Origin of the sequence: Desulfoglaeba alkanexedens ALDC, from assembly GCF_005377625.1 — a bacterium.
GTDB lineage: Bacteria > Desulfobacterota > Syntrophobacteria > Syntrophobacterales > DSM-9756 > Desulfoglaeba > Desulfoglaeba alkanexedens.
Genome location: NZ_CP040098.1, coordinates 2,539,928 through 2,552,974, shown reverse-complemented (window position 1 = coordinate 2,552,974; position 13,047 = coordinate 2,539,928). Strand labels below are relative to the sequence as shown.

Annotated in this window: 15 protein-coding genes; 8 read left to right on the top strand and 7 right to left on the bottom strand. The window is 60.4% G+C overall.

Annotation, left to right across the window (positions count from 1 at the left end):
• The first annotated feature begins 936 nt into the window (after positions 1–936).
• On the top strand, positions 937–1,653 hold the full coding sequence (gene lipB / locus FDQ92_RS11535) for a lipoyl(octanoyl) transferase LipB (protein WP_170180322.1): 717 nt from the start codon (positions 937–939) through the stop codon (positions 1,651–1,653).
• A gap of 163 nt (positions 1,654–1,816) precedes the next feature.
• On the opposite strand, the gene FDQ92_RS11530 is transcribed toward lipB, so the two are convergent.
• Positions 1,817–3,406, bottom strand: a complete 1,590-nt coding sequence (locus FDQ92_RS11530) for a peptide chain release factor 3 (protein WP_137425033.1) — start codon at positions 3,404–3,406, stop codon at positions 1,817–1,819.
• A 944-nt stretch (positions 3,407–4,350) separates the two neighbouring features.
• Between FDQ92_RS11530 and FDQ92_RS11525 the strand changes: the two genes are divergently transcribed.
• The 6 genes from FDQ92_RS11525 (at position 4,351) to FDQ92_RS11500 (ending at position 7,919) form a co-directional block, all read left to right on the top strand.
• A complete protein-coding gene (locus FDQ92_RS11525; RefSeq protein WP_137425032.1) occupies positions 4,351–4,683 on the top strand; it encodes a hypothetical protein in 333 nt (110 codons plus the stop codon).
• A 4-nt stretch (positions 4,684–4,687) separates the two neighbouring features.
• Positions 4,688–5,545: an aldo/keto reductase gene (locus tag FDQ92_RS11520; RefSeq protein WP_137425031.1), complete on the top strand. Its 858-nt coding sequence runs from the start codon at positions 4,688–4,690 to the stop codon at positions 5,543–5,545.
• A gap of 24 nt (positions 5,546–5,569) precedes the next feature.
• Positions 5,570–5,782 (top strand): hypothetical protein, encoded by a 213-nt coding sequence (locus tag FDQ92_RS11515; RefSeq protein WP_137425030.1) that lies wholly within the window; start codon positions 5,570–5,572, stop codon positions 5,780–5,782.
• Between the two features lie 163 nt (positions 5,783–5,945).
• Positions 5,946–6,425 carry a hypothetical protein gene (locus FDQ92_RS11510; protein WP_137425029.1) on the top strand — a complete coding sequence of 160 codons (480 nt, stop codon included), beginning with the start codon at positions 5,946–5,948 and terminating at the stop codon, positions 6,423–6,425.
• A 59-nt stretch (positions 6,426–6,484) separates the two neighbouring features.
• The gene (locus tag FDQ92_RS11505) at positions 6,485–7,348 is read left to right on the top strand and encodes an HDOD domain-containing protein (RefSeq protein ID WP_137425028.1); all 864 of its coding nucleotides are present in this window, start codon (positions 6,485–6,487) and stop codon (positions 7,346–7,348) included.
• A 283-nt stretch (positions 7,349–7,631) separates the two neighbouring features.
• Positions 7,632–7,919: a hypothetical protein gene (locus FDQ92_RS11500; protein ID WP_137425027.1), complete on the top strand. Its 288-nt coding sequence runs from the start codon at positions 7,632–7,634 to the stop codon at positions 7,917–7,919.
• A 24-nt stretch (positions 7,920–7,943) separates the two neighbouring features.
• Here the strand turns inward: FDQ92_RS11500 and FDQ92_RS11495 are convergent, their stop codons facing one another.
• Positions 7,944–8,384, bottom strand: coding sequence for a cytochrome c3 family protein (locus FDQ92_RS11495; RefSeq protein ID WP_170180321.1), 441 nt, complete (start codon positions 8,382–8,384; stop codon positions 7,944–7,946).
• 171 nt (positions 8,385–8,555) lie between these two features.
• Positions 8,556–9,218, bottom strand: coding sequence for an endonuclease III (gene nth, locus FDQ92_RS11490; RefSeq protein ID WP_137425025.1), 663 nt, complete (start codon positions 9,216–9,218; stop codon positions 8,556–8,558).
• 135 nt (positions 9,219–9,353) lie between these two features.
• Here nth and FDQ92_RS11485 point away from each other — a divergent pair, with 135 nt between their 5' ends.
• On the top strand, positions 9,354–9,737 hold the full coding sequence (locus FDQ92_RS11485; RefSeq protein ID WP_137425024.1) for a cupin domain-containing protein: 384 nt from the start codon (positions 9,354–9,356) through the stop codon (positions 9,735–9,737).
• 66 nt (positions 9,738–9,803) lie between these two features.
• Here the strand turns inward: FDQ92_RS11485 and FDQ92_RS11480 are convergent, their stop codons facing one another.
• The 4 genes from FDQ92_RS11480 to FDQ92_RS11465 all read right to left on the bottom strand — a co-directional run bounded on the left by FDQ92_RS11480 (position 9,804) and on the right by FDQ92_RS11465 (position 12,956).
• Positions 9,804–10,274: a Ros/MucR family transcriptional regulator gene (locus tag FDQ92_RS11480; RefSeq protein ID WP_137425023.1), complete on the bottom strand. Its 471-nt coding sequence runs from the start codon at positions 10,272–10,274 to the stop codon at positions 9,804–9,806.
• 618 nt (positions 10,275–10,892) lie between these two features.
• Positions 10,893–11,225, bottom strand: coding sequence for a hypothetical protein (locus FDQ92_RS11475; RefSeq protein ID WP_137425022.1), 333 nt, complete (start codon positions 11,223–11,225; stop codon positions 10,893–10,895).
• A 134-nt stretch (positions 11,226–11,359) separates the two neighbouring features.
• A complete protein-coding gene (locus tag FDQ92_RS11470; protein ID WP_137425021.1) occupies positions 11,360–12,247 on the bottom strand; it encodes a 4Fe-4S dicluster domain-containing protein in 888 nt (295 codons plus the stop codon).
• A 187-nt stretch (positions 12,248–12,434) separates the two neighbouring features.
• Positions 12,435–12,956 (bottom strand): type 1 glutamine amidotransferase domain-containing protein, encoded by a 522-nt coding sequence (locus tag FDQ92_RS11465; protein ID WP_137425020.1) that lies wholly within the window; start codon positions 12,954–12,956, stop codon positions 12,435–12,437.
• Positions 12,957–13,047: the final 91 nt, after the last annotated feature.

The window sequence follows — 13,047 nt, the reverse complement described above, 5'->3', positions numbered from 1 at the left end:
GCCGTGGGTATCCGGCCGTTCCGATCTCGGCGGAACGTTTCAGCCAAGAATCCCCGGCATCAAGGCGCGTGTCAAGCCCCATCACGTTGGTTCATCGCGGCGAGGGGGCGCCGCTCCCACAGGTCGGTGGTACTGGGCCCGCCCTCGGACCGATGGGTATAGTGGGGCATCCGGGTTGGTTCATCGCGGCGCAAGGGGGCGCCGCTCCCACAATGGGCGCACTAGGAGCGGCCTTGGCCGCGATTAGGATCGCCGGCTCCTAAACCGCCCCTACGCGAAAAAAAACGGATACCCAATCCCCCGAAGGGTGAAGGGTATTTTCCAGTTGCCGAATTTCTATAGAACATTATTCTGTCCCGTACGCCGCGGTTCGATGGCGCTCCGATCCCGCTTCGGCGGCCCGACTGTTATATGGAATATCCAGGGCGGATCACGTTGTTCCCGCCCCTTCCTAAGGGAAAGCTGCGGGAACGTTTATATGAAAATAACCAGTTATTAAAGTGATTCCGGTATGTTGAGCATGCCAGCTATCATAAACTTTTGGTAGCGTTCTAAAGTGGAGACCTTAAACAAAAAGGATAACGAAGGTCAAAAAGTCCCCCTCTCCCTTGATGGGAGAGGGTTGGGGTGAGGGTGATAAAATTAATGCATGTCAATCAGTTACATTCCCCTCCCCTTAATCCCCTCCCACAAAGGGAGGGGAAATAGAATTTGGCATCAGATATTAACTCTATTGTTTTTTTACGCTACCAAACTTTTTATATTCGTGGTCGAACCCACAATTCACAATATTTTCATGCTTCGTTGTGACCCCGCGGGGTCATGGGGGTTTTTGGGAAGCGCGACGCACATGTACGTGCCTTGCAACAAGTGATTGAGGCCACGAACGCGTTCCTGGTGTTCGGTGGCCTGTTTTCTCCTTGGAGCGGCCCTTCGATGAAAGCGGACAGCACGCAGCCGAATGCCGGGCCGACCTGCACCGTGCGCCTGCTCGGGCGGATGGACTACGACACCGCCTGGGAGTTTCAAAAATCCTTGGCGGAACGGCGGGCCTGCCTGCAAGTCCCGGACACACTCCTTTTCGTCGAACACCCCCCCACGTACACGCTGGGGCTCGGCGGTCGCGAAGACAACTTCCGCACCCCCCCGTCGGAACTCGCCCGACTGGGCGCGGTGGTGCGCCGCGTGGATCGCGGAGGCGATGTGACCTTCCACGGCCCCGGCCAACTGGTGGGCTACCCCGTCATCAGTCTGGAAGGCCGCCGAGGGGGTGTGCTACGCTATCTTCGAGAACTGGAGGAAGTCCTGATCGTCGCCCTGAAACACTGGGGGGTCCAGGCTCAAACCATCCGCCGTCACACGGGGGTCTGGGTCGGAAACGAAAAGATCGCCGCCATCGGCGTCAAGGTGACCACGCGGCACATCACGCAGCACGGATTCGCACTCAACCTCTCCACGGACCTTCGTTTTTTTGACCACATCGTCCCCTGCGGCATTCCCGAAAAGGGCGTGACCAGCATTGGACGCCTGACAGGGTACGCCCCTTCGCTCCAGCAGGCCGCGAAAACGGTGGCCCAAGCTTTCGGCGAGGTGTTCCACCGGTGCATGGCTTGGGAAGACGCCTCCGCAGGCACGGACGGAAACCCGAGTTGACGACCGCCATGCTCCGCGGAGCGCTCTCGCGCCTTTTCCCCTTCGAACGCCGCGCCGCCGCTCACCGCCACGAACCCCCCAAGGGAATGGAAACCGCCCGCAGGGTTTCAGCTTGATGATCTCAAATCAAGTCGGAGGGCTGCAGATCGGCTTCGGCGGCTTGTCACCCGTGTTCGCTGACCTTGTGGAACTCGATCTCCGGCCACTTGTCGCTCACAAATTCCAACCGCCATTCGCTGGGCGCCAGGTAGGCCAGGTGGCCCTCGGCGTCGAAAGCCAGGTTGGCCGCCATCTCCTTTTCGAAGGCCTTGAGTCGTTCGGGGTTCTTTGACGTGACCCAGCGGGCCATGTGGTATGCGACGGGTTCGTAGACCGCGTCCACACCGTATTCCGCCTTGAGCCGCGCCATGGTGACGTCGAACTGCAGTACGCCGACCGCTCCCAGGATGTAGGTGCTGTCCAGCACCGGCCGAAACACCTGGACCGCGCCTTCTTCGGCGAGCTGCGTGAGGCCTTTCTGGAGCTGCTTGGCTTTGAGCGGGTTCTTGAGCCGGACGCGCCGGAAGTGCTCGGGGGCGAAGTTCGGAATTCCCGTAAACTTTAGGGGTTCCTTTTCCGTAAAGGTATCGCCGATTTTTATGGTACCGTGGTTATGGATGCCGATCACGTCGCCGGGATAGGCTTCTTCCACGTTGGCCCGGTCTTGGGCGAGAAAGATCGTCGCATTGGCGAACGTCACTTCCTTTCCCGTCCGATGATGGATCACCTTCATCCCGCGGTGAAACCTTCCGGAACAGATCCTTAAGAACGCGATCCGGTCCCGGTGCGCCGGGTCCATGTTCGCCTGAATCTTGAAAACGAATCCCGAAAACGCTTCTTCGTAGGGAGAGACGAGTCGGGTTTCGGTCATCCGCGCCCGCGGCGGCGGGGCCATTTCGACGAAAGCGTCCAGAAGTTCCCGAACGCCGAAGTTGTTCACAGCGCTCCCGAAAAAAACAGGCGTCTGGCTGCCGTTGAGGTAATGCTCGAGCTCGAAAGGTTCCGAGGCGCCTTCGAGCAGCTCCACGTCTTCGCGCAGCCGGCCCGCGGCCCGCTTACCGATCCGTTCTTCCAGGAGGGGATCTCCCAGGTCGCGGACCAGGACGCCTTCCCGCGGCCGGGTCTCTTCGCCGGGGGTGAAGAGAAAGAGTTCCCCGCGGTATCGGTTGTAGACGCCTCGGAACCCTTTTCCGGCGCCGATGGGCCAGGAAAGGGGAACGCATTCGATCTGGAGCTTGTCCTCGATCTGGGAAAGAATTTCGAGGGGAGGAAGTCCCTCCCGGTCCATCTTGTTGACGAAGGTCATGATGGGGGTGTTCCGCATGCGGCACACTTCCATCAGTTTTTCCGTCTGCGTTTCCACGCCCTTGGCACTGTCCACCACCATCACCGCACTGTCGACGGCGGTGAGCACCCGGTAGGTGTCCTCGGAAAAGTCCTGGTGGCCGGGGGTGTCGAGTAGGTTGATTTCGTAATTCCGGTAGTTGAACTTCATGACCGACGTGGTGACCGAAATCCCACGTTCGCGCTCAATGCTCATCCAGTCGCTGGTCGCGTGCCGGGCGGCCTTCCGGGCCTTCACGGCTCCGGCCAGCTGAATCGCCCCGCCGAAGAGCAGGAGTTTTTCGGTGAGCGTCGTTTTTCCGGCGTCGGGATGGCTGATGATCCCGAAGTTGCGCCGCCGGTCCACTTCTCTTTTGTGTTGCTTGTCCACGGGTGAATCCTTTGTGATACGAAAAGTCTGCCGGATACGGCCCCGCGGAGACCGCCATGGGATTCCCTGTCCGTTGGACACGCTTGTGAACGGGAACCGCGCTCCGCGTGAACCGACCAGCGGACCGCGTCATACAGCAAACTGCATGCCGGGTCAATGGGGCCGGAGGATTTTTCATCCCCTTTCCGTGACCTGCGAAAGGAACCTCCATGCATCGGGTCGCCTTGGTCCACACATCCGAACGCGCCGCCCGAGCCCGCGAATCCATCCGCGCCCGGATCCACCCACAACGACCCCCCCCCGCCGGCCTCGAACGCCAAAAACCACGCGACGCCATCGCACGGATTTTGCTCAATATTTGAGTGAGCAGCAGAAGACGATCCGCTCGTTCCCAAGCTCTGGCTTGGGAACGGCCTACCCGGGAAGCTCCAGCTTCCCTCCTGCTACAGCTGAAACGCGCTGTCTTTCTAGGGAGCCAGCCAGGATCTCGAAGTGGTCTTTCTGGGTGAAGACCGGGGGATCCACGCTACGATAGTTGATGTAACGAAGTAGGCGGCGTCTGGGTTCTTTGTCATGGATTTTGTAGCGGGTTCGCATGGATCGCGGCCTCATGGGAACCGAAGCTGGAGCTTCTGCACAGTTGTGTTCCCAAGCTGGAGCTTGGGAACAAGGGAAAGGGGGCAGCTGAAGCTTGGGAACAAGGGAAAGGGGGAAGCTGAAGCTTGGGAACAAGGGAAATGCCGCCGCCCGGCGGGACGGAGCGCACGGGGCGTTGAACCGTACGGTTTTCGCTGAAATGGGGTAAAAAGCGGTTCGGCAAAGGCCTCACGGAGCGGCGAGGTTCATCAGCCGGAGGCGGCCAACGATCGAATCCGGGCGTGGGGCCGCTCCGCCGAAACCCGCCGCGTGGCGGGATTTGGCGTGATTGTGTCGGGAATTGAGTCGTGATGTCGGTATTTCCCGGCTGGGCGGGCGGTATCGGCCGGGAAGGCGAGCGGCGCCACATCGTCCAACAGGTTGGCATCACAAGCTTTCTTCTGTATTCTCGTAATGTGGTCTCAGGTTGGCACGTGGGTTGCTTACTCCATACGGGCAAGAAAGAAACTCTTTCCTCCTCCGAAAAGCCAGACGGTACAGCCCCGCCGTCTGGCTTTTTCTTTGTCATGAACATCGCAAGCGTTGACACGGGAACCGCCGGACCGATAGAGTCACAGAACATCGAAGGCCGGATTTCTTTGGCGGCCGTCATGGTAGCGGACTTTCACGGCGCGAGGTGATCCGTTGGCACTAAATTTTACCGATCCGAAAGATCCAGCCGATCCCACCACGCCCGCCCTCCGCGTGGGTCTGGGCGGTGAAGGAATCCTCAGGACCCACGGGCACGACGGGGAAGCGCTTGCCGTCATCGAAGAAGCCTGGAACCAGGGAATCCGCTATTTCGACTGCGCCCGCGCCTACGCCGGGAGTGAATCCTATTACGGTCTGTTCTGGGAACACCACCCGGAACGGCGTGCGATGGCCTTTCAGGCGGGGAAGTCCGCCATGAGGACCCGCGCCGAGGCCTTCCAGGACCTGGAAACCACGCTGAAAAACATGCACACCGAACGGCTCGACCTATGGCAGATCCATGATGTCCGCACGATGGACGAATGCCGGACCATCGAAGGGTCGGGCGGGGCGCTCGAAGCCTTCCTGAAGGCGAAGGCGTCGGGCCGAGTGGGAGCCATCGGCGTCACAGGCCATCACGACCCCCGGGTGCTCACTTACGCGGTGGAAAACTGGCCGCTGGATGCGGTGATGATGCCTGTCAATCCGGTGGAAGCCGTCATCGGCGGGTTTCTGGATGAGACCCTCGAAGCCGCCCGCCGCCGGAACCTGGCCGTGATCGGCATGAAGGTTCTCGGCGCCGGCGAATACCTTTCGGAGTCGGCGGGAGTCACCCCGGAGACGCTGATCCGTTTCGCTTTGTCGCAGCCGGTGACGGCGGCCGTCGTGGGCTGTTCCACGCCCGCTCACGTCCGGACTCTGGCCGCATCCGCAAAGAACTTCCCGCCGCCTACGGAATCAGAAACGTCGCGGCTGCTCCAGACCTTCCGCCCCTACGCCAGGCGGCTCGCGTTCTACCGCGGCGCCTTCTAAGCTTTGCGACTGGTGAGGCGAACCATGGATTACTTCACGGAACAGATCCTCAAGAAGGAAGTGGAAGCACTCATCGGCCGGCTCGACCCGTGGCTGGACCAGGTCTATGTGGTGCAAGACCGGAAGCCCGCCCCGGAAGCGGAAGCGTTCCTCCGCCGGCTTGCCGAAGCCGTCTCCAAGGAACTGGAACGCATGATCTGGGATCGCAAGCTGGATCCTTTGGAAAGAAAGCGCTGATGATTCCCCGGAAGGCGGGCGGCCGCCCCACCGGATGGAAGGAAACGGAAACCTGGCAGAAAGCGCCGGGCAGGCTCCGCCATGAGATCGACACGCGCCGGTTTGAATGTGTTAATGGTTTGCTGAGCAACTGCCGAAATGAAGTGGAAACATGAGGGAACCCATGGACGTATTTGTTTCCTACTACGGTTCGGTCTTGCTCGACCCCTCCAAGGCCGCCGAAATCCAGCGGTTCGTCGATCTACTGCGCGAAGAAGCCAAGGCGCTGGCGGATGAGGATGCCCACCAGACCGTGGAGTACGACGAAAGTTCAGGAAAGCTCCACATCGACCTGGAGGGCATCACGGTGGCGAAGACGCACAACCGGGTGGTCAAAACCCTTCGAGGACTCGGTCGCTACGCCCAGGGCGTCGGAAGCTTCACCATCGAATACGACGAAGACTCGTACACCATCTGGATCGGCGCCGAAAACGAAGTGCGGCGGACAAAGGTGGGAATCTACCTGCAGGCCGCGGTCCAGCTTCTAAAAAAGGCCGCCGCCATGGCCGATAATCCGGAACCCGTCCACCGCCTCATTGAGGCAATCGAAAACCTTGAAGAAATAAGTTTCGCACGTGATCTGAATCTGCTGCCGCCGCTTTGAAGGGCGGGGCACCGCCATCGGAGCGGCAGGCGCCGGGCGACTGCTGACGGAGAAGGTCCATGACCAACGTCCGCAAGAGGAGACCGGCCCTGGATTCGATCATCCAGGCCGTGGACAATCTTCCACCTTTTCCCAAGGTGGTGTCCAAGGTCATTCCGCTGCTCCGAAGCTTTGCACCTGTTGAAGAAATCGAATCCGTCATCAAGTATGACCAGGCGATCACGGCGAGGGTCCTGACCATCAGCCGGTCCCCCTATTATGCCCGCCGGTACAAGATCCGTTCCCTCAAAGACGCCATTATCGTCCTGGGACAGCGACAGCTCATCGAAATCATCCTCATGTCATCGGTGGCCCATTTTCTGAGGGGCAAAGCCGAAGCGTACGACCTTCACGAAGGCGAACTCTGGGAACATTCGGTAGCCGTCGCGATCCTTTCGCAGAGCATCGCCGAAACCCTCGGACGCAGAAGGGCGCTCACCATCTACACGGCAGGCCTGCTGCACGACGTAGGCAAGGTGGTGCTGAACCAGCAGGTGGCCGATTACATGGATTCCATCTACATGCTCATCAAAGAGAAAGGGATTCCCTTCCTGGAGGCCGAGGAAGAAATCATCGGGGTCAACCACCAGGTGCTGGGATCACTCATGGCCCGCAGGTGGCGCTTTCCGAAAGAAGTCGAGGTGGGCATCCGATATCATCACTCGCCCTTCGACGCTTCCATCCACCAGGACATCGCCGCCATTGTCTATGCCGCCAACCGGATCGTTTCGTCGGTGGGGATCGGCACTTCGGCGATGGATTTCCTCCAGCCCGGCCACGACGAGGTGTTCGCCCGATTGAAGATCACCCAGGCGATGATCGATCGTTTCATGGTGGAAATCCTCGAAGCCATGGAAGCCACGAGAAACTTCATCGGGGTCTGAAATCGCGACGGGGCCGCCGCGACGAATCAACTCTTATCCCAGACCCCCTCGTCCAGGACCCCATGGCGATTTTTCCCGCCTGAAGTCCACCAACCCCCCCTCACCTGCCGCCACTCCCGCAGGCTTCAAGCCCCCGGAGCGTGCTTGACCCGTACCTTTCAACCTGTAAGATTGATGTTCTCGAAACGCCGGGACACTCCAGCGTTTCCACCCAGGCTCCCTTGAGCCGAAACGTGACCGGCGGCAGGCCTTTCGCCGCACTCGACGCATGGAAGGAGGCTCGGTGACAAAGCTCATCGTCTTGCGCTTCGTCGTTCCCGTCCTGGTCCTGCTGCTTCTGATCCGGTTCACCCGGCGCTATGAGTGGCTGGAAAAGGCCAAGGAGCGCGTCAGCTTCAACGTCCATTTCAAAAGAATGATGATCGCCCTGGTGCTGATCGTGCTGCTGGTGGCGGCGGCCGACTACGCATTGCGGAAGCTCTTCCCCGACCGGGAAGAACTCATGATTCAGCGCCAAGGAGGCCGCTCGGGCGGCATGCCGCCGCCTGTGCACGGGAGGCGCTTCGAATGAAAGCCGCCTCTCACGAGAGCGCCGTCAGCGGGGCTGGGTGTGGCACTCCTGGCATTTGACGGGCGCCGCCATCACGTGGTTTTCATGGTTGTACGTTCGGTGGCAGCCGATGCAGTTTTTGTGGTAGGCCAGCTTCAGGTTCAACTGCTGCTTGGGAAGCGGCAGGCGTTTTTCGTTCCTGACCGTTGGTTCGTTGTGGCATTCTTCGCAATCGGTGGGGTCCCCATCGGTCCAGACGTTTTCCCCACCCCGGAAGACATGGTGGCACTCCTGGCAATCGTAGCCGTAGTCGTACATGTGGGCGTCATGGTTGAATTCCACCAGAGGCTGTGAGTGTTCTCTGTAGAGGTCTGATTCGATGAGGAAGGACGGATCTTGCGCCGGCGCATCGCCTGCACCCAGCAACAGTCCGAAGATCCAGCCCAGCGTCAAAACGGCGGCAGCCACAACCTTTGCGCTTTTCATTCCCTCGCCCTCGCTACGATCCATAGAGTCGGTTCCGCCTCTTCGCCCACGACGGCCGTATTCTAGTGAAGCTTTTCATTTGTTGTCAAGATTGTAGGGGCACGCATGCCGTGCCCCTATGGGGATCACACAACGTGGCCGGCGTCACGCCCTGCATGCCGCCCCCGGATTTCAGATGTTCTTTTCCGGGAACGGGCACAGCGGCTCCATGACGCATCGGCCGCACTGAGGTTTCCTTGCCGTGCAGGTGTATCTCCCGTGAAGGATCATCGCGTTGCTGAACCACGTCCAGTCGTCCCTGGGAATCTTCGCCATGAGTTCCCGTTCCATCTTTTCCGGCGTCTGAGCCCGGCTCAGTTCCAGCCGTTGGCAGACGCGCTTCACGTGCGTGTCCACGGCGATGCCCTGCTGCACCCCGAAGGCGTTGCCCAGGACCATGGCCGCCGTCTTTCGGCCGACACCCGGAAGCTTCACCAGTTCCTCGATGTCTCTGGGGACCTCCCCGCCGTAACGGTCCACCAGAACCCGGCAACAGGAACGGAGCGCTTTGGCCTTGTTCCGGTAGAACCCCGTGGGCCGGATGTCCTTTTCCAGTTCCTCCACGGGCACCTCGAGGAAACGTTCCGGAGTGGGATATTTGCGAAACAACGTATCGGTAACCTGGTTCACCCGCTCGTCCGTGCACTGAGCCGACAGGATCACCGCCACGAGCAGCTGGAACCCGTTTTGAAAACGGAGTTCGAGGGACGCGTCGGGATACTTCTTTTTGAGGGCTTGAATGATCCCCGCCAGCCGTTCCTCGAACTCCGAAACCGATTCGTCTTTTCCCTTCATGACCCCCCAGCCGTTTCAAAAGGCCTGTCCGCGGAACCGCCGGCTGAGGCATGATGACCGCGGCCGTGTTGCTGCACACTCCGCGAAACACCAGCCGCCGCATCCGAGACAGAGTCGAAGCAAAGGAGGCAGCCCATGAACATCGTTCGAACCCGCCAAACGGAAGTCCCGCCCTTTATCACGAAGGACGGTTCCCAGGTTCGGGAGCTGATACATCCGAAGGTTCACGGGAATCAACGGCAAAGCCTCGCTGAAGCCGTGGTTCCTCCCCATGGTGCCACACACCCGCACCGCCACCTGAAAAGCGAGGAAATCTATCATGTCCTGGAAGGGGAGGGGCGGCTCGCCCTGGCGGAAACCGCCATCGTCATCGAAAAGGGGGATTCCGTGTACATTCCTCCCGGGACCGTCCACAGCCTGGTGAATCTGCGCGCCGTCCCGCTGCGGATCCTGTGCTGCTGCAGTCCCCCGTACGACCACGACGACACCGTCCTCGCCGACGGCGGACCGCCGTCCTGAACGAGGGTTTCGGTCTTTTCCGGTCGGCTTCGGGCCCACCCGTGGGAGGCGCCGCGCACCCCCGGATCAGTGCCCGTGCTTCCGGCTTTCGAGAAATTCCCGCAGCTTGTCCGGAATCCCGCGTTCCTTGGCGGCTTCGCTCCTCGCACGGGTCAGCGACTTGGCCGCGAGCGAATCCTTGAGGCGGAAACCCCATTTCTTCTTATATTCGCGCGGCGTCAGCCCATGGCTCTTCAGGTGATTGGCGGTGAGCTGCCGAAATTGCGAGCCGCATTCCAGGCAAATCACCCGGTCCTCCTGGATGGAACTCTTGGGATCCATGGCGGCCTTCGGAACCGCTTCCGCCGCGGGCCTTTCTTCGCGGACTTCCGGGATCTGAATGCTCGCAGGAACACCCATATCCTCGGCCTTCTGAATCTTTTGGAGAGTGCTGAATGTTTTCAGCAACGCCTCTTCCATTTCCTCCGTTGTCATTGATCTTCCAGAAGCCTGGGCCATAACGAGTTCGGCACACAACTCAAAAAGCTTTTTGCTCATAACGGTCTCCTCCACCCTTCCATTAAACGATTGTCCGTATCCGAAATATTTCTCTATATAACCTGTGCCTTTCTTGATTACAAGAACATTTGCAAATCATATCGGCAAGCCCATCAGAAAAAATCAGACATTGACCCGTCGCCCTCATCTCGCTGCGGATCTCCCGGAATTCGCTACTCTCTCTCCATAAGGGCTTGTCCAAAAACAAGCTCATGAAAGTCGGGCCCCGACGTTCCTTGTTCCTGTAGGAGCGGGCTTTATGTGGATTGCGGATTGCAAAAGCGTTTGCCTCAATTTTCTTGTTCCCAAGCTCCAGCTTGGGAACACAGCTGTGCAGAAGCTCCAGCTTCGATTCCCATGGGGCCGTTCCCAAGCCAGAGCTTGGGAACGAGGGGAATGCCCCGCCCCTACAGCGATGCGCATCGCCGGCAAGCCGGCTCCCTAGGTGCCGCTCGCGAAGCCCCCCCCCACGGGAAAAAACGGACACTCAATCCCCGTAAGGGTGAAGGGTATTTTCAAACAGCCTCTAAAAAGAAAACCCGGAGCCATCCTCCGGGTTCCAAAAACAAGAGTGCCTCAGGCCCGGCCTGAGGGAAAATCCACCATCTCAGAGGGGCGTCAGGCGTGCCCCAGCCATTGCATTCTCTCATGGGCGGCCGCCAAGCGCTCCTGCTCCAGCTGCTGCCGCTCGGCGCGCAGGCGATCCAGTTCGCCGGCGGGCGACCGCCGCCCGGCGGCATCCTCCGGCAGCCCGTCCAGTTCCCGCTTGACGGCCGCGGCACGCTCCTGGACTTGGCGAATACGCTGCAACACCTTCTGTTCACGCTCCGTAAAAACCGTTCGCCGTTCCTCGCAGCCGTATCGGGCGCCGGCGCCGCCCTCCGGGAGTTCCGTCACGCAACATTGGCAGCCAGTGGCCGCCCTGGTCAGCCTGTTGCTCTTTTTTCCCATGGCCCCGCCTCCTTTCGCAAACCAGCCCTCAAAGATGAAATACCCGGCGCCCTGGAGCCCGAAAAGCGGCTCCGGCCTCTCACGCCGGAATCTTCCTCAGCGTTTCCGACCCTCGAAGCCGTCCGACTCCGAGGTCAGAGGCCGGCCAGAAGAGAAACCACTCTTTCCACGAAAGTTTCATAGAGCGCGCTCTGGCAGGCCTGCCAGCGGAGAGGGAATTCCTCGTCCACCGCTCCTTCCGAAACGCTCAATTCCTGCAAACGCCGCATCACGAAGTGCCCCTTGACCCCCATGCCGCAGGTGCGCGAACAGCTTTCGCAGGCGATGCAGAGCCAGATGGACGGAGAACGCAAGAGCTCGTCTTCGGCCCCCACGAGGGTGGAACGGATGATGGCCAGGGGATCGAAGGCCGCCCGGTTCAGCGCCACAGGGCAGGCGTTGCTGCATTCACCGCACGCAAAGCAGGAAGAAACATGGGTGGGATAACCCCGGTATTCCGAAACCGCGCGGGCCAGGGACCGCCTGGCCGCGCCGCCCCTACTGCGGGGAACCTCCAGGGGCGCGGTGTTCCCCGCCGGCCCCCGGGTTTCGAAAAGCTCTCCGGAATCCGCCGGCAAGCCTTTCCCCTCGCCGCACAAAGCCGCGGCCGCATAGCGGGCATCCTGGAAGCTCCGGTAGAGAGCTTTCCATTGTGCTGGAAATGCCGACGCCACACTCCCTCCACGGACGGCTTCCCAACGCAGATAGCGAATGAGCTGCGACGGTTTTACGGTCATGGGGCAGACATGGCTGCAGCGATTGCAGAGGATGCAGAACCAGATGTCCGGAAGGCGGACCAGTTCGTCCAGCAGGCCCAGGTTGGCCATCCACACCAGTGTGCGCGGCTGCAGGCGGTTGGTGGCGCGGTTCACGGGGCACTCGGCCACACAGGAACCACACGTGTAACACAGATTGATTTCGGCTCGCACGGCTTCATTGATGGCCTGCCGCTGAGCGACATGAGGGGTTACAGCAGGAAGCATGGCATCCTCCACGGTACCGGGGGCTCGGGTGCACTCCGATACACTTCGTTCGGCCTCTCGGGCCGCGCTTGGGTATGAAGCCTAAGCCGGCGGCGCCCATCTTTCAAGTGACTTTGTGCCCAATCGAACATATCGCCCCGCCGGGAAATCGACCCGGTTTGAGGTCCGGTTCCCAGTGCGGCGTTCTTCAGCGGCTCATGGCGTCGATGACCGCCGCCATAAAAGCCGGAAGATCGTCGGGCTTACGCGATGTGACCAGGTTACCGTCGACCACGACTTCCCGGTCCACGTACGTTGCACCGGCATGTACGAGGTCGTCCCGGATGGAGAAGAACCCGGTGACGGTCTTTCCCCGGAGGACGCCGGCTGAGGCCAGCATCCATCCGCCGTGACAGATGGCCGCCAGTACCTTTCCGGCTTCCAGCGCATCGGAGACGATCCGGACCATGGCGGGGTGTCGGCGCATGAGGTCGGGGGCGTAGCCACCCGGAACGATCACGGCGTCGAAGTCGGCCACCCGGACTTCGTCTGCGGACATGTCGCTGGTCACTGGATATCCCAACTTGCTCTTGTAGATTCGGCCTTTTTCCGGTGCAACGGTGAACACCTCCGCCCCCTCCTCTTTGAGCCGATAGAGGGGGTACCAGAGTTCCATTTCCTGGTACAGGTCTTCGACGAGAATCAATGCCTTCTTGCCTTTGAGCTTCATGGCGTCTCCTTTTCTGGTTCTCGGCCGGAAAGGTTTATCGAATCCCTACGGACCCCTTCGCCGCCGGGGGCGCAACCTCTCTGCTTCCCAC